This window comes from Agrobacterium sp. SOY23 (genome assembly GCF_027212525.1).
Classification (GTDB): Bacteria; Pseudomonadota; Alphaproteobacteria; order Rhizobiales; family Rhizobiaceae; genus Agrobacterium; species Agrobacterium tumefaciens_I.
The window spans coordinates 694,540-714,248 of sequence record NZ_JAPWDT010000003.1; the positions used below are offsets into that span (position 1 = coordinate 694,540).

Here is a 19,709-nt window from a genome sequence, read left to right on the forward strand (position 1 = left end):
CCCATATGGTCTGCCCCTGCCGATGGAGGATCGGTGTGCTGGCTGGCCGGGAGGGCCGTTGCGGTACGGTGAAAGCCGTCTCGCTGCCGGTGATTTTTTGGGAGGATAATCGATGCGCGATGGCGATGCATTTTCACTGGGCGTGACGCGCCGAACCTTCATGGCGGGGCTTGGGGGCGTCGCCGCCCTTTCCGTCATCGGGACCTCGGCCAGGGCTGCCACCGGCAAACAAGCGCCGGCACTTGAAGCGCTGGTGAAGGATGGCAAATTGCCGCCTCTGGCCGAGCGTCTGCCGAAAAATCCGATGGTGGTGACACCGCACGAGAAAGTCGGCACCTATGGCGGCACATTGCGCCGTGGCCTGCGCGGTTCGTCCGACCATAACGGCATCCTGCGCATGGTCGGCAATCAGGGGCTCGTCCGCTGGAACATGGACTTCACCGAGGTTCTGCCGAACCTTGCGGTGAAATGGGAGGTCAACGAGGACGCTTCGCAATTCACCTTCCATCTGCTGGAGGGCGCAAAATGGTCGGACGGCCATCCTTTCACCGCAGATGACGTGGTGTTCGCCATCGAGGATTGCATCAAGAACAAGGAGCTTTACAGCGCCACCCCGGCGCAGCTTTCCGTGGCCGGCAAGGCCGTCGATGTCGAAAAGGTCGATGATTTCACGGTGAAGTTCAAATTCGCGGCGCCGAATGCGCTTTATCTCGAAAACCTCGCCACCCCGCTCGGCCAGCATCCGACGCTGTTTCCCAAGCATTATTGCAGCAAGTTCCTGCCGAAATACAACACGACGCTCGATGCCGATGTGAAGGCGGCGGGCGTCTCCAGCTGGACGGAACTGTTCCGGGCCAAATGCGGCGATATCGAAATTCCGTCCCGCTGGTCGAATGTCGACAAGCCGACGCTCGACCCTTGGGTGGTGAAGGAACCCTATTCCGGCGGCGCAACCCGCGTGGTCATGACCCGCAACCCGTATTTCTGGCAGGTCGATACCGAAGGTAACCAGCTGCCCTATATCGATGAAATCAATTTCGGCATTTCGCAGGATGTGGAATCGCTGATGCTGAACGTCATTTCCGGCAAGATCGACATTCAGGAGCGCCATATCAGCGTTCTCGCCAACAAGCCCACCTTGTCGCAGAACATGAAAAAGGGTGATTACCGCCTGCTGACGCTGGTGCCATCAGCCGCGCAGCAGTGCCAGATCTATCTGAACATCACCCACAAGGACCCGGCAATGCGCAAGATGTTCGCCGACAAGTCCTTCCGTCAGGCGCTGTCCATCGCGCTCAACCGGCAGGAAATCATCGACATCGTCTATTTCGGCCAGAGCGAGGGATACCAGGCCGGGCCACGCCCGACACATCCCTGGTATAATGAAAAGCTGGCGCGCCAGTTCACCGAATACGATGCTGACAAGGCGAATGATCTGCTCGACAAGGCTGGTTACGACAAGAAAAACGGCAACGGCATGCGGTTGCGGCCTGACGGCCAGCCGGTCTTCTTTTCGATCGACGTCATCCCGACGCTCTATCCCGATCTGGTCGATGCGCTGGAACTGGTGAAGGCGCAGTGGGCGCAGATCGGCGTCGATATCAAGGTCAACACCATCGAACGCGCGCTGTACTACACACGCGGCGATGACAACGCCCATGATGCGGCGGTCTGGCCCGGCCCCGGTGGTCTCGATCCGATGCTCGACCCGCGCGATTTCTTCGCTTTCCATCCGCAGGGATCGCGTTACGCCATTCCGTGGGCGCTCTGGTACACCTCGAATGGCCAGAAGGGCGAAGAGCCGCCGGAAAGCCAGAAGAAGCGCTTCAAGCTGTTTGACGAGGCGCGCTCGACGGCCGACCTTGCCAAGCGCGGCGAGAAGATGAAGCAGATCTTCGACATCGCGGCGGAAGAGTTCGAGACGATCGGCCTCTGCCTTGCTGTGGGCGGCTTCGGCATCATCCGCAACAATCTGCGCAATGTGCCGGAAACGGAACCCGACAGCTGGACCTGGCCCAATCCCGGCCCGGCGCTGCCGCAACAGTTCACCTTCACAAGCTGACATCGCCACATGGGCGTCGCTGCCTTAACGCGGCGACGCCTCTCAGGTTGTTTCGACCGGCCACGAACCGTTTTTCCTAGGGAAGGCGGTGCTTGCGGCCCAATGTGATTGCGAGAGCGACATGCTGCTTTTTATCGTAAAACGCCTGCTGTGGATGATACCGTCCCTGTTTGCCGTCAGTTTCCTTGCCTTTGTCCTCATCCAGCTGCCGCCCGGCGACTATGTGACGACTTACATCGCAACGCTTGCCGCCTCCAACGAGGTCATCGACCACAACACGGCGGCGCAATTGCGTGAACGCTTCGGCCTCGATGACCCGATGATCGTGCAATATCTGAAATGGATATGGGGCATCATCAGCCGCGGTGATTTCGGCATTTCGTTCGAATGGCAGCAGCCGGTTTCCGGCCTCATCTGGGAGCGCATGGCGCTGACGCTGGTTCTCGCCGTCGCCAGCCTTCTCGCCACCTGGGCCATCGCCCTTCCGATCGGTGTTTTCTCCGCCGTGCGCAAATATTCGATCGGCGATTATCTCTTCACCGCCTTTTCCTTTTTCGGCCTGTCCATACCCTCGTTCCTGCTGGCGCTGGTACTGATGTATGTGGCGGCCGTGGAGTTCGGGGCCGATGTCGGCGGGCTGTTTTCGGCGGAATATGAAACGGCGTCCTGGAGCATTGCCAAGATGATCGACCTGATGGCCCATATCTGGCTGCCGGTCGCCATCCTTGCCGTGTCTTCCACCGCAAGCCTCATCCGCGTCATGCGCGCCAATATGCTGGACGAATTGCCCAAGCCCTATGTGACGACGGCGCGGGCGAAGGGATTGTCCGAGTTCAAGCTGCTTACGAAATACCCGCTCAGAATTGCGCTCAACCCGTTCATTTCCACCATCGCATGGCTGCTGCCCAATCTCATTTCGGGCTCCGTGGTGGTCGCCATCGTGCTCAATCTGCCGACGGCCGCGCCGCTGCTCCTGCAGTCGCTGATGGCGCAGGACATGTATCTCGCCGGCGCTTTCGTGCTGTTGATCTGCGCGCTGACGCTGATCGGATCGCTTATCAGCGACATCCTGCTTGCGCTGGTCGATCCGCGCATCCGGCTCGAATAGGAGGGCGCCATGAGCGATATCACCATCACCACCAATGCCCGGCAGGACCGCGCCGCCGTCGCCTCGCAGTGGCAGCTCATCTGGTGGGCATTCAAGCGCCACAAGCTGGCCATGGCCGCCCTGTTCATCACCATCGCCATGTATATCGTTGCGCTGGTGCCCGGTTTTTTCACCATCAACGATCCGGTGCTGCAGAACGCCCGCGCCACCTTCCATCCGCCGCAACGCGTTCATTTCATCGATACGACCGAGGGTTTTTCGCTCGGGCTGCATTATTATCCGCTGAAGCTGACCCGCGATCCTGAAACGCTCGCCGCAGTCTTCGTCGAAGATACGGCGAAGAAAATCCCGGTCCAGCTATTCGGTCGTGGTTACGAATATTCCGTGTTCGGCCTGTTCACCACGGATATCCATCTGCTGGCCTCCACCGATAAAACGCGGCCGCTGTTTCTCTTCGGCGCGGATCGTCTCGGCCGTGATGTCTTCAGCCGTGTCGTGCAGGGTGCGCAGGTTTCCCTGTCTATCGGTCTTGTCGGCGTGTTTTTCTCGCTGCTGCTCGGCGTCGTTCTGGGCGGTATCTCCGGTTATTACGGCGGCCGCATCGATTTCGTCATGCAGCGTGTGATCGACTTCGTACTCTCGCTGCCCACCATTCCCATCTGGCTGGCGCTGGCCGCCGCGCTGCCGCAGGGCTGGCCTGCGACGCTGCAATATATGATGATCACCATCATCCTGTCTTTGACCGGCTGGGCGCAGCTTGCCCGCGTCGTGCGCGGCCGGTTCCTGTCGCTCAGAACCGAGGAGTTCGTGGCTGCGGCCCGGCTGGATGGCGTGCCGGAAGGGCGCATCATCTTCCGCCATATGCTGCCGAGTTTTTCCAGCCACATCATCGCCTCTGTCACGCTTGCGGTTCCGGCGATGATCCTTGCGGAAACCTCGCTGTCCTTCCTCGGCCTCGGCCTTCAGCCCCCCACCATCTCCTGGGGCGTGCTACTTCGCGAGGCGCAGAACATCCGCTCGATCGCAACCGCACCCTGGCTGTTCCTGCCCGGTGTGGCGGTCGTCATTGCGGTCATGGCGCTCAATCTGCTCGGTGACGGTCTGCGTGATGCAGCCGACCCTTATAACAAGTGAGGCCCCGGATGAGCGACATTCTCTCCATGAAGCCAGCCAAGCCGCTGCTCGAAGTGCGCAATCTGGTCACCGAATTTCCGGTGAGGAACGGCGTTTTCCGGGCGGTCAACGATCTGTCCTTTTCCATCGATCCCGGCAAGACGCTCTGCGTCGTCGGCGAAAGCGGCTCCGGCAAATCCGTCACCGCCCGCTCCATCCTGCAGATCATCGACAGCCCCGGCCGGATCGCGTCCGGGTCGATCATCCTCAATCGCGCCGACGGCACCTCTTTGGATCTGGCAAAGCTCGATCCGCGCAGCCGTGCCATCCGCTCGGTGCGCGGCGCTGACATCGCGATGATCTTTCAGGAGCCGATGTCGTCGCTTTCACCCGTGCACACCGTTGGTGACCAGATCACCGAGGTCCTGCGCCTGCATCTGAAGATGAGCAAGGCGCAGGCGCGGGCTGAGGCCATCGAGCTGTTGCGGCAGGTGGAAATCCCCAATCCAGAAAAGGCGCTGGATCGTTACGCTTTCCAATATTCGGGCGGCATGCGCCAGCGGGCGATGATCGCCATGGCGCTCGCCTGCAAACCGCAACTGTTGATCGCCGACGAACCGACGACGGCGCTTGATGTGACGACACAGGCCGAAATCCTTGACCTGATATCGCGGCTGCAAAAGGCGCATGGCATGGCCGTGCTGTTCATCACCCACGATATGGGAGTGGTGGCGCAGATTGCCGATGACGTGCTGGTCATGCATCACGGCGTCGCCAAGGAATATGGCACCGTCGATGAGATATTCCACAATCCGCAGGACCCCTATACCCGCATGTTGATCGGCTCCGTGCTGAAGCTGGAGCAGAAGGCGGAAATCCGGCTTGCGCGGCCTCCGCTCGATCTTGCGGCAGCGCCTGTGCTCGAAGTGAACGACCTTTCCATGCATTTCGGCGAGATGAAGGCGCTGGATGGCGTCTCGATCAAGCTGCTGCCCGGCGAGACGCTCGGCATCGTCGGTGAAAGCGGCTCCGGCAAGACCACGATGGGCCGCTCCATCATGCGTCTCTACGATCCGACCGGTGGCGCGATGCTCTATCGCCGGGCGGATGGCAGCGTGGTTGATCTGGCCAAAATCGAAGGTGCCGAGCTGAAAGCCGCACGGCGCGAATTGCGCATGGTGTTTCAGGACCCCTTCGGCTCACTCAATCCGCGCATGACGGTGGCGCAGGTCATCGGCGAACCGTTGCTGGTCAACGGCATTGCCAGGGGCAGGGAGCTGGATGAGCGCGTCTGCGCCCTGATGGAGCAGGTGGGGCTGGATCCGACCGGGCGTGAGCGTTACCCGCACGCCTTTTCCGGCGGCCAGCGCCAGCGCATCGGCATCGCCCGTGCCATTACCCTGAAGCCGCGTATCATCGTGGCGGATGAGGCAACCTCGGCGCTCGATGTTTCGGTGCGATTCCAGGTGCTGGATCTACTCATGCGGCTGCAGGACGAGCTGGGGCTCGCTTATATCTTCATCAGCCACGATATCGGCGTCATCCGCTACATGTGCGACCGCGTCGGCGTGATGTATCGCGGCAAGCTGGTGGAAGTGGGAGAGGCCGAAAAGGTCTGCAACGCGCCGGATCACCCTTACACGCAGGCGCTTCTTTCCGCTATTCCGCGCCCCGACCCCCGCGACCGGGATCGCACCCGCAGATTCCGCTACGTCGAACCATCCGAAATCAAGAATGGCGCCGTTGCGCGATAGCGCCGGGCCTGTTCGTTCTGCAATTCACGAGGAAGACTGAAGCATGAAAATCGATCGCATGCGGGTATTCGTCACCCGCGACAAGGACCGTCCCCGCGTCATCGTCGCTCTCGATACCGATGACGGTTTGACCGGCTGGGGCGAATGTTACAATCACGGCCCCGATCTCGCCCTGCCGCCGGTGCTGGATTACCTCTACGGTTTTCTTGCCGGGCAGGACCCGACACGGGTTGAATATCTCTACAATCTTCTTCTCCAACAGAACCGCTTTCCGCCCGGCGCGCTTGGCCTTTCGGCCATCTCGGCGCTGGACCATTGCCTGTGGGACCTTGCCGCCAAGGCGGCGGGGGTGCCGGTCTACAAGCTGCTGGGCGGCGAAGTGCGCGACCGTATCAAGGTCTATGCCGGTGTCTACACGGCGCCGGACGCACCGGCGGCGAAGGAGGAATTCGACCGTCTCAACGAGGATTGGGGCTTCACGGCCTTCAAGCTCAGCCCGTGGCGCCTCGATATCCACGCCCATCGCTGGGGCGAGGTGGTGCGCAGTTCGGCCGAATATTTCCGCTCGCTGCGTGAAACCGTGCGGCCCGATTACGATATCGCCTTTGACGCCCATGCCAAGATTTTCGAGCCCGCCGCCGCCCGCCAGCTTGGCAACGCGCTTGCTCCTTACGATCCGCTGTTCTTCGAGGAGCCTTTGCGTCCGGAAAACATCGAGATGTGGGGAGACTTGAAACAGGGACTGAACTGCACGTTAGCAACGGGTGAAAGTCTCTATAATCGCAATGAGTTCCTGCGTCTTCTTCAGGTAAAAGGTGCGGATATCATCCAGCCTGATATCTGCGTCGTCGGCGGCATTTCGGAGATGCGCCGCATTGCCACGCTTGCGGAAGCCCACTTCGTCAGCATCGCGCCGCATAACCCGATGGGGCCGCTCGCCACCGCCGTCAACGTGCATTTTTCCGCTGCCCAGCAGAATTTCCGTATTCTCGAATACCGGCTGCCAAAAGGGCAATGCTACGTCTATGGCGGCACCGATCTTGAAAAACGCGAGGATGAAACCCGTTATGTCGTCGACCCCTATCTGCCGAAGGACGGATATCTGGAACTGAGGCCGGACCGTCCCGGCTGGGGTGTCGAGATGGATGAAAAAGCCATGCAGGAGGATGGCTACATTCATTGGCAGAGACGGGTGCCGAAACGGCCTGACGGCTCCTATGCCTTTGCCTGAGACGGTTGCAATTGCCTGCGGGCCATTTTCGGCCCGCCTGCGCCCCGCATGGGGCGGCAGGATGACCCATCTGCACCACGCGGACCACGGCGATATTCTGGTGCCGACAATGGGAGAGGATTTCGAACCGTTCAACTGGCCGCGTGCCGGAGCCTATCCGCTGTTTCCCTATCATAACCGGCTTTATGGTGGCTCCTTCGTTCATGCGGGCATCCGCCATGACCTGCTGCCACATCCAGCCCTTGCGCCGGATGCCATGCATGGGCCTGCGCACCGCCGGCCGTGGGAGATTTCCGATCTGGCTTCCGATCGGGTTGGGCTGGTACTCCACTATGAGGCTGATGGAGAATGGCCTTTTTCCTTCCGCGCTGAGCAGTCCTTTCTGCTTGAAGACGGCGGCCTCACCGTTGGCCTGTCGATCACCAATCTCTCGGATGTGCCCGCGCCCATGGCGCTCGGCTGGCACCCCTATCTGGCTGCCGGACCTGGCTGCAACGCGCGGACGGATGCGACGCTGCAATATCCCCTAGACGGGCAGAACGTGCCGACGGGCCAGCCGGCAATCCCTCGCCAAACCACCGCCATTCCCGTGGCGACAGGATACACGCTGCATTACACCGACTGGTCAAATGCGCATCTCCAATTTGACAGGTTTTCACTGCTGATCGAGGCCGATCCCGTTTTCGGCCATCTGGCCGTCCACCGTATGGACCGCTATCTTTGCCTCGAGCCCGTTTCCATGGCGGCCGGAGCGCTCGGTCTGCCGGAGACGCAGCGGGAAGCGTTTGGTGTCAGGATCGTCGCGCCCGGCGAGCATCTGTCAGGGCGCATCCGGCTTTCCATCAGCTCTTGAGGGCGAGCAGGGAGGCGAGAGCGCCATGCCCCTGCCGCCTGTCTTCACATTCAAAAGAACGCCGTTTGCCCATATTTTGAGCGTCAAAAATTGCAGCTCAAAAATGCGCTTGACGTCGGCGAAAATTTCTCACCAAATGAACCAATATAAGATTGGTTCAGACAAATGGTGCGGTGTGGCAGCAGGCCCTAACGACAATTCCAACTACGCCTTAGCGCGGTTGCGTGACTATATTCAGACGAATCATCTCGACAGGGATGGGCGTTTGCCGACGGAGCGGGCCTTTGCGGAGAGTTTTAACGTTGGCCGCCGTTCGATCCGCCGGGCGCTGGAGGTTCTGGAAGCCGAAGGTCTGATCTGGCGGCGACAGGGGGCCGGAACCTTTGTGGGTGAAAAACCGGACGATTGGTCCGCCCAGGTCACGGAACTGGTCGCCGGTACGGATTTCATGGAAATCATGGAAGTGCGCCTGCGCATCGAGCCGCAGCTGGCGCAGCTTGCGGCCATGCGCGCCAAGCCGGCCGAGGTGGAGCGCATGCGCGCCCTTGTCGAAAAGACCGGCCAGAGCACGGATGCCGACGCCAAGGAATTATGGGATGGCTCGCTCCATCGCCAGATCGCCCAGAGCGCCGGCAACAAGCTCTTCCTGTCGATCTTCGATGTCGTCAACCGCATCCGCCAGGATGATGCATGGCAGTCGATCCGCGAGCTTGCCCGGCGCAGCGGCACGAACGGCAGGGCGTCTTTCGAACAGCATATGGCCATTGTCGAAGCCATTGCCGACCGTGATCCGGCACGCGCCGGTGAAGCCATGCGCCAGCATCTTCTCATGCATCAGGAAAGGCTGATCCGCGCCACCTCGCTCGGCTTTCTGGAGGAAGGCACCGGGGAGGGCAATGTGGCCGAGGCCGATAATTCGCTGACCGAGGCCTCTTGAGGCCACGGATGAAAACTGTCGTCCCGTAAAGGGGAGGCCAATGACAAAAAGTCAAAATAACCAGACCAGAGGAACGAACATGAAGAAAATCCAGACACTGACTGCGGCGCTGCTCGCCAGCGCATTGCTCTCCTCGCCGGCGCTATCGTCCGAATTGCGCATTGGCCTCAATGACGATGCCGATGTGCTCGACCCCGCGCAATCGCGCACTTTCGTCGGCCGCATCGTCTACACCGCGATGTGCGACAAGCTGGTGGATATCTCGCAGGACATGAAGATCGTGCCCCAGCTCGCCACCGAATGGGCATGGTCCGAAGGCGGCAAGGTGCTGACCATGAAAATCCGCGATGGCGTCAAGTTCCACAATGGCGAGACGCTTGATGCGGCTGCCGTGGTCGCGACCATCGAGCGCAATATGACGCTGCCGGAATCGCGCCGCAAAAGCGAGCTCTCCTCGGTCGAGAAGGTTGAGGCGACGGGACCGCTGGAGGTGAAATTCACGCTGAAGACGCCTGACGTTACCCTGCTGGCGCAGCTTTCCGACCGCGCCGGCATGATCGTTGAACCCAAAGCGGCCAAGGAACTGGGCGCGAATTTTGGTTCGAAACCGGTTTGCGCCGGGCCGTTCAAATTTGTCGAGCGTATCCAGCAGGACCGTATCGTGCTCGAGAAATTCGCTGATTATTGGGACAAGGACAAGGTCCTCGTCGACAAGGTTGTCTATCTGCCGATCCCCGATACGACCGTTAAGCTTGCGAACCTTCGCGCCGGCGATCTCGATATCGCCGAACGCATTTCGGCGTCAGATGCGGAATCCGTCAGGAACGACCCTAAGCTGACCTATGCCGATGTGATCGGGCCGGGTTACATGGCCATGTATGTCAACATCAACAATGGCGCGCGTGCGGATAATCCGCTCGGCAAGGACAAGCGCCTGCGTCAGGCGTTCTCTTATGCGATCGACCGCGAGGCGATCGGCCAGATCGTTTTCGAAGGCACGTCCAAGGCCGGCAATCAGGCTTTCCCGCCCACAAGCCCCTGGTTCGACCAGAACCTGGCCGTGCCGCCGCGCGATATCGACAAGGCCAAGCAACTGATGAAGGAGGCGGGTTACGAGACGCTCGATGTCGAGCTTCAGCACGCCAACAACACCACGCAGACGCAGATGATGCAGGTCATCCAGTCCATGGTGGCCGAGGCCGGCTTTAACGTCACCCTGAAGGCGACCGAATTTGCCACGCTTCTGTCCGAGCAGACGGCCGGCAACTACCAGCTCAGCCGTTCCGACTGGTCGGGACGTATCGATCCGGATGGCAACCTGCACCAGTTCGTCACCTGCAAAGGCGGCATCAACGACGTGAAATATTGCAATCCCGAGGTCGACAAGCTGCTGAACGAGGCCCGCGCCTCGACCGAAGATGCGGTCCGCAAGGAAAAATACGATGCGGCAAGCGTCATCCTCAACGACGATATGCCGATCATCTATCTCGGCCACCAGCCCTATGCCTATGCCATTTCCAACAAGGTCAAGGGCTGGGCGCCGTCGCCTGACGGCATGATCCGCCTTCTCGGCGTTTCCAAGGACTGATCGCTTCGCATAGGCCGCACGGTTTGCCGTGCGGCCGCCAAGACCGGACCCAAACGGGGGCAATGCCATGCCTGTTTATATCGGCAAGCGACTGCTGGTCGCGATCCCGACGCTTCTGATCATTTCCATCTTCGTTTTCTCGCTGCAGAAACTCCTGCCGGGTGATCCGGTGCTTGCCATGGCGGGCGAGGAGCGTGATCCCGCGACGATTGAATTCCTGCGCGAGAAATATCGCCTCAACGACCCCGTGCCGCTGCAATATCTCAACTGGCTGGGCGGAGTGGTGACGGGCGATTTCGGCATTTCGCTGCGCACCAACCAGCCGGTGCTGGAACTGATCGGCCAGAAGCTGCCGGTCACCATTCAGCTGGCTGTCATGGCGATGTTCTTTGCCATGGTCATCGGCATTCCCATCGGCATTCTGGCCGCCGTCAAGAAGAATACGTGGATCGATTATACGGCCAATATCGTGGCGCTTTCCGGCCTGTCGATCCCGAATTTCTGGCTCGGTATCATGCTGATCCTGCTGGTGTCGGTGAAGCTCGGCTGGCTACCGGCATCCGGTTATGAATCGATCTTTGTCGACCCTGTTCGCTCCATCGAAACCATGATCATGCCTGCCTTCGTGCTGGGCAACGCGCTTGCGGCAACGCTGATGCGCCATACCCGCTCGGCGATGGTAGCGGTCTTAAGTTCCGATTATATCCGCACCGCCCGCGCCAAGGGGCTTTCGCCGCGCGAAATCATCCTGTCGCACAGTTTCCGCAACGCGCTTCTGCCGGTCATCACGCTGCTGGCGCTGCTCTTCGGCGAACTGCTGGCCGGCGCCGTCCTGACGGAGCAGATATTCACCATTCCCGGCTTCGGCAAGATGACGGTCGATGCGGTGTTCACGCGGGACTATGCCGTCGTGCAGGGCATCGTTCTCTGCACCGCCGTCGGCTTCATCCTCATGAACCTTCTGGCCGACATTGCCTATGTCCTGCTCAACCCCCGCCTCAGGGCGACGATCTGAGGCTGATATCATGACCGTTCTCGATCAAAATCTATCCATACCGACGACACGGCAGGAAAGCCGCGCCTGGAAAAAAATGAAGCGCAACAAATCGGCGCTTGTCGGCATGGTCATCGTGCTGTTTTTCGCCGTGCTTGCCATCGCCGCACCGATCCTGCCGATTGCCGACCCGGTTGCGACCAGCTGGTCCGCCATCCGCAAGGCGCCGTCGGCTGCCCACTGGCTCGGCACGGACGATCTCGGCCGCGACATTCTCTCGCGCATGATCTATGGCGCCCGCGCCTCGCTAATGGCCGGCGTCGTCTCCGTGATGATCGCGGTGGTGATCGGCGTGCCCTTCGGCCTGATTTCCGGTTATTTCGGCGGCTGGGTGGATATGGTCATCTCCCGCATCACCGAAGCCCTGCTCGCCATGCCCTTCCTGATCATGGCGATTGCGCTCGCCGCCTTCCTCGGCCCGAGCCTCACCAATGCGATGATAGCCATCGGCCTTTCCGCCATGCCGATCTTCGTGCGGCTGACGCGCGGGCAGGTGCTGGCCGTCAAGATGGAGGATTATGTCGAAGGCGCAAGGTCCATCGGTCTCAACCACATCGACATCATGACCCGTTACATCCTGCCGAATGTCTTTGCCCCCATCATCGTGCAGGCGACGCTGACGGTGGCGACCGCCATCATCGCGGAGGCGAGCCTTTCCTTCCTCGGTCTCGGACAGCAGGCCCCGGCGCCATCCTGGGGTTCGATGCTGAACACCGCGAAGAATTTCCTGAGCCAGGCGCCGTGGATGACGATGTGGCCCGGCATCGCCATCTTCCTCGTCGTCATCGGTTTCAACCTTCTGGGTGATGGTCTGCGTGACGCGCTCGATCCGCGCGAAGCATGATTTTTTACAAGGAATATCGGAATGACTGAATTCACAACACGCCCTGAAATCCTTGGCACCTTCGGCGTCGTCACCTCAACGCACTGGATCGCCTCGGCCGTTGGCATGGCCATTCTCGAAAAGGGCGGCAATGCTTTTGATGCCGCTGTCGCCACCGGTTTTGTCCTCCAGATTGTCGAGCCGCATCTCTGCGGTCCGGGCGGAGATATGCCGGCCGTGTTTTATTCGAAGCAGAAGGACAAGGTCGAAGTCATCTGCGCACAGGGGCCGGCCCCAAGCGGCGCCACGATTGAACATTACACCGCTGAAGGGCTGAAGCTGATCCCCGGCAACGGGCTGCTCGCCACCGTCATTCCCGGCGCCTTCGACGGCTGGATGCTGATGTTGCGCGATTATGGCACGATGAGCGTGCGCGACGTGCTGGAACCCGCCATCTATTATGCCGAGCAGGGGCATCCGACATTGCCGCGCGTCTCCGCCACCATCAAGGGGCTGGCCGATTTCTTCGAGAAGGAATGGCCGACCTCCCATGAGACATGGCTGCCGGGTGGTGCCGCGCCCGAGCCTCACGCCAATTTCAGGAACCCGGTTCTGGCTGCGACCTATCAGCGGATTATCACCGAAGCCGAAGCGCGCACAGGCCGCGAAAACCAGATCGAGGCGGCACGCGATGCCTTCTATCGGGGTTTCGTTGCGGAAGCTATCGACAGTTACGTAAGGTCGGCGGAGGTTATGGATGCCAGCGGCGCACGTCACAAGGGCGTGCTGACGGCGCAGGATATGGCCGGGTGGAGCGCAACCGTCGAAGCGCCGCAGACACTTGATTATCACGACTGGACGATTGCCAAGACGCCCGCCTGGGGGCAGGGCCCGGTTCTCTTACAATCGCTCGCACTTCTGAAGGGCTTCGATATTGCGGCTATGGACCCGTCCGGTCCCGATTTCATACACACCATCGTTGAGGCCATGAAGCTCGCCTTTGCCGACCGCGAGGTCTATTACGGCGATCCTGAATTTGGTCAGATACCCACCGAATATCTTCTCTCCGAAGGTTATAATGCCGGACGCCGCGCGCTGATCGGCAGCGAGGCCTCGCTGGAGCTGCGCCCCGGCACCGTGCCGGGTTACGAAAAGCAGGTGGACGACACCATGGCCATGCTGGCCGAGATGAGCGGCAAGGGCACCGTCTACGAGCCGACCATGTCGCACCTGACGGAAAAGCGCGGTGACACCGTGCATATTGATGTCATCGACCGCTGGGGCAACATGGTTTCCACCACGCCGTCAGGCGGCTGGCTGCAATCCTCGCCCATCGTGCCGGGTCTCGGTTTTGCGCTCAACTCGCGCGCCCAGATGTTCTGGCTGAAGGAAGGCCTGCCGACCTCGCTTGCGCCGGGCAAACGCCCGCGCACGACGCTGACGCCCTCGCTTGCACTGCATCAGGGCCGGCCCTCGATGGTCTTTGGCACGCCGGGCGGCGACCAGCAGGACCAGTGGCAGCTGCCTTTCTTCCTGCGTTATGCGCATCACGGCAAGAACCTGCAGGCGGCCATTGACATGCCGCTGTTCCACACCGCGCATTTTCCGGGTTCGTTTTATCCACGCACCAGTTCGCCGGGCGAAATCACGGTGGAAGGCACGGTGGGCGAGGCAACACTCGAGGCGCTTCGCCGTCGCGGCCACCGGGTCACGGTTGCCGATGGCTGGTCGGTCGGGCGGCTCACCGCCGCCCGCCGCGATGCCGACGGCCTGCTGCGCGCCGCCGCGACGCCGCGGTTGATGCAGGCCTATGCGGTGGGGCGGTGAGACCATGGAGACAACACCAGTCCTGTCCGTCCGTAACCTCACCACCTCCTTCCTTGTCGATGGGGTGTGGAAAAGCGTCGTACGCAACGTCTCCTTCGATGTTGCGCCCGGTGAAACCGTTGCCATTGTCGGTGAATCCGGTTCCGGCAAGTCGGTCACCTCGCTGTCCCTGATGCGCCTGCTTGCCCCGGCCTCCAGCCGGATAGAAGGGGAAGTGCTGCTCAACGGTCGCAATCTGCTTTCGCTTCCCGAAAAGGACATGCGTGGCGTGCGCGGCAACGATGTCTCGATGATCTTTCAGGAGCCGATGACCTCGCTCAATCCGATCTTCACCATCGGCCGTCAGATTTCGGAAGTTCTCATTCGCCACAAGGGGCTTTCGAAGCTGGAGGCGCGGGCGGAGACGGTGCGGCTTCTGGAAAAGGTGCGCATTCCCAATGCGGCGAGCCGTTTTGATGAATATCCGCACCAGTTTTCCGGCGGCATGCGCCAGCGGGTGATGATCGCCATGGCGCTGGCTTCGCGGCCAAAGCTGCTCATCGCCGACGAACCGACGACGGCGCTCGACGTCACCATTCAGGGCCAGATCCTCGATCTCATCAAACTGCTGCAGGAAGAGGAGGGCATGTCGGTTCTCTTCATCACCCACGACATGGGTGTGGTGGCCGAAATCGCCGACCGGACGATCGTGATGTATCGCGGTGATGCGGTCGAGACCGGGCCGACGGAGGACATCTTCCGGCGCGGCAAGCACCCCTATACGCGGGCGCTGCTTTCGGCGGTGCCGAGGCTCGGCTCGATGCGTGACCGGCAATGGCCGACGCGGTTTCCTGTCCTCGATATGAAGACCGGCCTTTCAACCGAGCCTCAGGAGGTGGCCGAGACCGTTGCGAGCGGACAGACGCCGGTTCTTTCGGTCAGGAACCTCGTCACGCGCTTTCCCATCCGCTCCGGGCTTCTGGCACGCCAGACGGGCGCAGTTCATGCCGTTGAAAACGTCTCCTTCGATCTCTTCCAGGGCGAAACGCTGTCGCTGGTCGGTGAATCCGGCTGCGGAAAATCCACCACCGGACGCTCGATCATGCGCCTCGTGGAGCCGTCTTCCGGCGATGTGTCGCTCGACGGCTATGATGTGATGCGGCTCGATACGGTCGGCCTGCGCACCATGCGCAAATCCGTGCAGATGATCTTTCAGGACCCGTTCTCCTCGCTTAATCCGCGCATGACGGTGGGCACGGCGATTTCTGAACCCTTCATCAAGCACAAGCTGGGCAGCACGAAGCAGGCGAAGGAAAAGACCGCCGATCTTCTGGAAAAGGTCGGCCTCTCCGCCGATATGGCCAGCCGCTATCCGCACGAATTTTCCGGCGGCCAGCGCCAGCGCATCGCGATTGCCCGCGCGCTTGCGCTCGATCCGAAGGTCATCGTTGCCGATGAAAGCGTGTCGGCGCTCGATGTGTCGATCAAGGCGCAGGTCTGCAACCTGCTGCTGGACCTGCAGCAGAGCCTCAACCTCGCCTTCCTGTTCATTTCCCATGACATGGCGGTGGTGGAGCGTGTCAGCCACCGTGTCGCGGTGATGTATCTCGGTGAGATCGTGGAAATCGGCCCGCGTGCCGCCGTCTTCGACAATCCGCAGCATGCCTATACGAAAAAGCTGATGGCGGCGGTGCCGGTGCCGGATCCGGCAAGGCGTGGGGTGAGGCGCGGCATATCCAATGACGAGCTGAAGAGCCCGATACGGGCAATGGGATATGAAACACCGACGCGAAGCTACAGGACCGTGTCGCCCGGCCACCTGGTGCAGGTGGCCTGAGACGATTGCGGCGGCGCGGATGTTCCGAAGCTATGCGGGGTTCTTGGGCGGAACGCCGCGCAGGTGCTCCATAAGATAGGCATGGGTCGCGGCATTGGCGACGATCAGCGTGCCGGTCTTCTCATAAAACTCCGGTCCGCGGCCCCACCAGTCGGTGACGATACCGCCGGCTTCCTGAACCAGCAGGATGCCGCCCGCCGTATCGACGAAGCCGGTTTCCTCGTAATAGCCGGTCAGCCGGCCGCAGGCCACGTAAGCGCAGGAATTGGCGGCGCTGCCGACCACGCGAACCGCGCCGATGGGCGCACGAATATCGTCGAGACGCTGATAGGCGCCGGGATAAAGCGACAGGTTGGGTGTGGGCAGGCCGGTGCCGACACACATCAGGGCGACATCGGTGCTGGCGCTGACCCGCAGGCGCTCGCCATTGAGATAGGCGCCGTCGCCCTTGATTGCGGTGAACATCTCGTCGGAGACGGGATTATAGACCAGTCCGCAGATGGTTTCATTGCCGCGGCGCAGGGCGATGGCGATGGTATAGTGCTGGCCGTAGATGAAATTGGTGGTGCCGTCGATCGGGTCGACCAGCCAGCGATGATCCCGGTCCGAACCGTCGACGGGTGCGAATTCCTCCCCGGTCAGCCCCCAGGGATATTGCCCGAGCAGGCGGTCACGGATCAGCGTCTCGGAATCCCTGTCGGCATCGGAAACGAAATCCCCCGGTCCCTTGACGCCGATCTCGATATCGCGGAAGCGCCTGAAATGGTCGAGCGTCAATGCGCCGGCCTCGCGGGCGGTGGCGACCATATGGTCGAGAATGCTGCTGTAATTGATGGTCATCGGGTGAAAACCTTTGCGAGTCCTTCCGGGTCATCGGTAGTGATCTGGTCGACCTTGAGCCGCAGAAGACGCTCGACCGCCTCAATGGATTGCGGCGTGACGCTGTTGATCGTCCAGGCGTCGATACGGCGGTCGGCGGCATGGATCGGAGCGATGATATCGACGCCCGCATCCTCGGCGGCAAGCACGATGTCATAAGCGAGGTAGATCATCCCCGCCTCGGGTGCCGTGGCAAGCGCCTCATCGATGAAGCCAAGATAGTTGCCACTTGCCTGCAGCTCGGCGAGCGTGTTGCGATGGCAGGGATCGTATCCCGTGCGCAGGCCGCGGGCGGAGCCCGCCAGCATGGCGATGGCGTCGAAGTCGCCGCCCGAGAGGATCATCGAACCCGCTATGGGCGAAACGCTCGCCCCGAAGCCGGCGACGATTTGCGGGGTGAGCGCCTGTCGGTCTTCCTTGAAATCGAGCTGCAACAAGGCGCCGGGATGCACGACGCCTTCCGCGAGCAGGGCGCAGAGGTCTTCGAGCAACATCACCTTCGAAGCGATCGGCTGGCCTTCATTGTCGCGCAGGTGAAGCTGGCGCAGCGTGGCGGCGGAGGTGTCTCGTACCCTGCCGGTGCCGGTGGTTTCGCGTTCGAGGCTGAGATCGTGCAGCACGGCGCAGCCATGGTCGGCATGAATGACGAGATCGACTTCGATGCTTGCGCCAAGGCGCATCGCCTCGATGATGCGCTCGCCGGTGAAGACCGGGTCTGCCGCGCGGCGGCGGGCGCGGTGCCATTTCAGCCACGTCCTGTGGCCATCGCGTTCGATGAAGATCGGCTGGGTCATGTCAGCTCCGGTAGATGGGACGGTTGTCGCGATAGGCCGTGACGGCGCGGGGCATGATGCGCACCCCCTGTCCGGCCCGGAACAGATCCGGATGGGCAACCATGGATTTGATCCGCGTGCCATCGGCAAGGTCGAGATCGACAAGGCCGTGGGTGCCATAGTCCGTGACCCGGTGCACATGCGCCTGCGGCGTTTCGGATGCCGTCAGGTCGATTGCTTCCGGGCGGATCGCAAGCACGGTCGGCCCGTCGGAAACGGGAAGCGGCAGGGCGAAGTCGGCGCGCATGAAGTTGCCGTCCGAAACCGCGCCTTCCATCAGGTTCATGGTGCCGATGAAGCTGGCGACGAAAGGCGTCTGCGGTTCGCGATAGATGACATTGGGCCGGTCGATCTGCTCGGTCTTGCCATTGGCCATCACCACGATGCGGTCGGCCATGGAAAGCGCCTCGTCCTGACCGTGGGTGACGAACAGCGTGGTGATGCCAAGGCGCTGCTGGATATCGCGCACCTCTTCCCGCAGGCGTTCGCGCAGATGCTGGTCAAGGCTGGCGAAGGGTTCGTCGAGCAGGAGGATTTTTGGCTCAAGAACCAGCGAGCGGGCGAGCGCCACACGCTGCTGCTGGCCGCCGGAAAGCTGGCTGGTGGCGCGTTCGCCATAACCGGAAAGCCCGACGAGATCGAGCACGGCCTCCACCTTCTCCCTGATGACGGCAGCGGGTATCCGGCGCAGCTTGAGGCCGAAGGCGAGGTTGTTGAAGACGTTCATATGGCTCCAGAGCGCGTGGCTCTGGAACACCATGCCGGTCGGTCGTCGCTCCGGCGGCAGATGCGTGACGTCCTCCCCGTCGATGGTGATCTGCCCGCCGGTCGGTTGCTCGAAACCGCCGACCATGCGCAGCAGCGTCGATTTGCCCGAACCGGAAGGGCCGAGAAGGCAGACGAGTTCGCCATCGGCGACATCGAGCGAAAAACTGTCGACTGCCTTGGTGCCGCCGGTGAAGGTTTTCGTGACCTGGCGGATGTGAAGTACGGACATGCTGATTTCCTAACCGCCGAAGCCGCGGGCGAATGCGCCGCCGCCGATGACGCGGCGGGCGAACATGAGGGCAATGAAGGAGGGCACCCAGAGCAGGACAGAAAGAACCGCGCCATACTGGATGACCATCTGGTTGTTGATGTAGCTGATCATCAGCACCGGCATCGTGCGGATGCCCGGTGCGCCGATGAGCCAGGCGCCTTCGGTTTCATAAAATGTGCTGACGAAGCTCAGGAGCAGGGCGGCGGCGATGGTCGGCCCAGCCTGCGGCAGGGTCACGGACCAGAAGACCCGCAGCGGGCTCGCGCCGACATCGCGGGCCGCTTCTTCCATGCGCCGGTCGACGGCCTGGAAGGCGGCGACCGGAATCCAGATCATGAACATCAGCGTGCCAACAAGCTGGATCAGGACAACGCCCCAGAACGTGCCGATAAGGTTGAGCTGCAGGAAAATGGCGGCAATCGCCACCAGCAGCCCGAATTTCGGGAAGGCATGGCCGGCAAGGAACGAGAAGAACAGGAGATTGCGGCCGGGAAAGCTCATGCGCGCAAAGGCATAGGCGGCGGGGAGGCAGATAAGCGCCGAAAGCAGGGTCACCACCGTGGTCAGCTGCAGGCTCAGCATCAGGGCATTCCAGACATCGGCGCGCCCCAGGGTCTGGCCCCAGAAGCGGAAACCGAATTGCTGCGGGATGACGTTCGGAAAACGCCAGACCTCGGTGAAGGCCCAGGTGCCTACAACGAGCAGCGGCCCGACGATGACGAGTGTGAGAAGCGTGGCAAAGAAGATGCCGGGCCAGTCCATGCGCGGTCGCGCCGGGATAAGGGTCGTCAT

The 19,709-nt window shown here is 61.4% G+C and carries 16 protein-coding genes; 12 read left to right on the forward strand and 4 right to left on the reverse strand.

The window, feature by feature from the left end:
- Nucleotides 1-112: 112 nt before the first annotated feature.
- The 12 genes from O3S81_RS11970 (at nucleotide 113) to O3S81_RS12025 (ending at nucleotide 16,166) form a co-directional block, all read left to right on the forward strand.
- A complete protein-coding gene (locus O3S81_RS11970) occupies nucleotides 113-2,062 on the forward strand; it encodes an ABC transporter substrate-binding protein (RefSeq protein ID WP_269343396.1) in 1,950 nt (649 codons plus the stop codon).
- Nucleotides 2,063-2,183: 121 nt separating this feature from the next.
- Nucleotides 2,184-3,170 carry an ABC transporter permease gene (locus tag O3S81_RS11975; RefSeq protein ID WP_142841996.1) on the forward strand — a complete coding sequence of 329 codons (987 nt, stop codon included), beginning with the start codon at nucleotides 2,184-2,186 and terminating at the stop codon, nucleotides 3,168-3,170.
- Nucleotides 3,171-3,179: 9 nt separating this feature from the next.
- Nucleotides 3,180-4,304: an ABC transporter permease gene (locus O3S81_RS11980; RefSeq protein ID WP_269343400.1), complete on the forward strand. Its 1,125-nt coding sequence runs from the start codon at nucleotides 3,180-3,182 to the stop codon at nucleotides 4,302-4,304.
- Between the two features lie 8 nt (nucleotides 4,305-4,312).
- Nucleotides 4,313-6,037 (forward strand): ABC transporter ATP-binding protein, encoded by a 1,725-nt coding sequence (locus O3S81_RS11985; RefSeq protein ID WP_269343402.1) that lies wholly within the window; start codon nucleotides 4,313-4,315, stop codon nucleotides 6,035-6,037.
- A gap of 43 nt (nucleotides 6,038-6,080) precedes the next feature.
- Nucleotides 6,081-7,268, forward strand: coding sequence for a galactarate dehydratase (locus tag O3S81_RS11990; RefSeq protein WP_269343404.1), 1,188 nt, complete (start codon nucleotides 6,081-6,083; stop codon nucleotides 7,266-7,268).
- Complete coding sequence (locus O3S81_RS11995) at nucleotides 7,255-8,121, forward strand: aldose epimerase family protein (protein WP_269343405.1); 867 nt, start codon at nucleotides 7,255-7,257, stop codon at nucleotides 8,119-8,121. The genes O3S81_RS11990 and O3S81_RS11995 overlap by 14 nt, the downstream gene beginning before the upstream one ends.
- A 136-nt stretch (nucleotides 8,122-8,257) precedes the next feature.
- Nucleotides 8,258-9,058, forward strand: coding sequence for a FadR/GntR family transcriptional regulator (locus O3S81_RS12000; RefSeq protein ID WP_269343406.1), 801 nt, complete (start codon nucleotides 8,258-8,260; stop codon nucleotides 9,056-9,058).
- Between the two features lie 79 nt (nucleotides 9,059-9,137).
- A complete protein-coding gene (locus O3S81_RS12005) occupies nucleotides 9,138-10,646 on the forward strand; it encodes an ABC transporter substrate-binding protein (RefSeq protein WP_269343407.1) in 1,509 nt (502 codons plus the stop codon).
- Between the two features lie 67 nt (nucleotides 10,647-10,713).
- Nucleotides 10,714-11,661, forward strand: coding sequence for an ABC transporter permease (locus tag O3S81_RS12010; protein WP_006311351.1), 948 nt, complete (start codon nucleotides 10,714-10,716; stop codon nucleotides 11,659-11,661).
- Between the two features lie 10 nt (nucleotides 11,662-11,671).
- Nucleotides 11,672-12,544, forward strand: a complete 873-nt coding sequence (locus tag O3S81_RS12015) for an ABC transporter permease (protein ID WP_269343415.1) — start codon at nucleotides 11,672-11,674, stop codon at nucleotides 12,542-12,544.
- Between the two features lie 21 nt (nucleotides 12,545-12,565).
- Nucleotides 12,566-14,350 (forward strand): gamma-glutamyltransferase family protein, encoded by a 1,785-nt coding sequence (locus tag O3S81_RS12020; RefSeq protein WP_269343417.1) that lies wholly within the window; start codon nucleotides 12,566-12,568, stop codon nucleotides 14,348-14,350.
- A 4-nt stretch (nucleotides 14,351-14,354) separates the two neighbouring features.
- Entirely contained in the window at nucleotides 14,355-16,166 is a 1,812-nt protein-coding gene (locus tag O3S81_RS12025; RefSeq protein ID WP_269343418.1) for an ABC transporter ATP-binding protein, read from the forward strand.
- 30 nt (nucleotides 16,167-16,196) lie between these two features.
- Here the strand turns inward: O3S81_RS12025 and O3S81_RS12030 are convergent, their stop codons facing one another.
- The 4 genes from O3S81_RS12030 to O3S81_RS12045 are packed head-to-tail and all read right to left on the reverse strand — an operon-like array spanning nucleotide 16,197 to nucleotide 19,709.
- Nucleotides 16,197-17,006 (reverse strand): inositol monophosphatase family protein, encoded by an 810-nt coding sequence (locus O3S81_RS12030; protein ID WP_269343420.1) that lies wholly within the window; start codon nucleotides 17,004-17,006, stop codon nucleotides 16,197-16,199.
- Complete coding sequence (locus tag O3S81_RS12035) at nucleotides 17,003-17,839, reverse strand: glycerophosphodiester phosphodiesterase (RefSeq protein WP_269343422.1); 837 nt, start codon at nucleotides 17,837-17,839, stop codon at nucleotides 17,003-17,005. Before O3S81_RS12035 ends, O3S81_RS12030 begins: the two co-directional genes overlap by 4 nt.
- 1 nt (nucleotide 17,840) lies before the next feature.
- The gene (locus O3S81_RS12040) at nucleotides 17,841-18,875 is read right to left on the reverse strand and encodes an ABC transporter ATP-binding protein (RefSeq protein WP_269343424.1); all 1,035 of its coding nucleotides are present in this window, start codon (nucleotides 18,873-18,875) and stop codon (nucleotides 17,841-17,843) included.
- 9 nt (nucleotides 18,876-18,884) lie between these two features.
- The gene (locus O3S81_RS12045; RefSeq protein ID WP_269343426.1) at nucleotides 18,885-19,709 is read right to left on the reverse strand and encodes an ABC transporter permease; all 825 of its coding nucleotides are present in this window, start codon (nucleotides 19,707-19,709) and stop codon (nucleotides 18,885-18,887) included.

Bases quoted from the DNA above. Each gene is read 5' to 3' on its own strand.
- O3S81_RS11970 (WP_269343396.1), top strand. From the start codon at position 113: ATGCGCGATGGCGATGCATTTTCACTGGGCGTGACGCGCCGAACCTTC.
- O3S81_RS11975 (WP_142841996.1), top strand. From the start codon at position 2,184: ATGCTGCTTTTTATCGTAAAACGCCTGCTGTGGATGATACCGTCCCTG.
- O3S81_RS11980 (WP_269343400.1), top strand. From the start codon at position 3,180: ATGAGCGATATCACCATCACCACCAATGCCCGGCAGGACCGCGCCGCC.
- O3S81_RS11985 (WP_269343402.1), top strand. From the start codon at position 4,313: ATGAGCGACATTCTCTCCATGAAGCCAGCCAAGCCGCTGCTCGAAGTG.
- O3S81_RS11990 (WP_269343404.1), top strand. From the start codon at position 6,081: ATGAAAATCGATCGCATGCGGGTATTCGTCACCCGCGACAAGGACCGT.
- O3S81_RS11995 (WP_269343405.1), top strand. From the start codon at position 7,255: ATGCCTTTGCCTGAGACGGTTGCAATTGCCTGCGGGCCATTTTCGGCC.
- O3S81_RS12000 (WP_269343406.1), top strand. From the start codon at position 8,258: ATGAACCAATATAAGATTGGTTCAGACAAATGGTGCGGTGTGGCAGCA.
- O3S81_RS12005 (WP_269343407.1), top strand. From the start codon at position 9,138: ATGAAGAAAATCCAGACACTGACTGCGGCGCTGCTCGCCAGCGCATTG.
- O3S81_RS12010 (WP_006311351.1), top strand. From the start codon at position 10,714: ATGCCTGTTTATATCGGCAAGCGACTGCTGGTCGCGATCCCGACGCTT.
- O3S81_RS12015 (WP_269343415.1), top strand. From the start codon at position 11,672: ATGACCGTTCTCGATCAAAATCTATCCATACCGACGACACGGCAGGAA.
- O3S81_RS12020 (WP_269343417.1), top strand. From the start codon at position 12,566: ATGACTGAATTCACAACACGCCCTGAAATCCTTGGCACCTTCGGCGTC.
- O3S81_RS12025 (WP_269343418.1), top strand. From the start codon at position 14,355: ATGGAGACAACACCAGTCCTGTCCGTCCGTAACCTCACCACCTCCTTC.
- O3S81_RS12030 (WP_269343420.1), bottom strand. From the start codon at position 17,006: ATGACCATCAATTACAGCAGCATTCTCGACCATATGGTCGCCACCGCC.
- O3S81_RS12035 (WP_269343422.1), bottom strand. From the start codon at position 17,839: ATGACCCAGCCGATCTTCATCGAACGCGATGGCCACAGGACGTGGCTG.
- O3S81_RS12040 (WP_269343424.1), bottom strand. From the start codon at position 18,875: ATGTCCGTACTTCACATCCGCCAGGTCACGAAAACCTTCACCGGCGGC.
- O3S81_RS12045 (WP_269343426.1), bottom strand. From the start codon at position 19,709: ATGACGACCCTTATCCCGGCGCGACCGCGCATGGACTGGCCCGGCATC.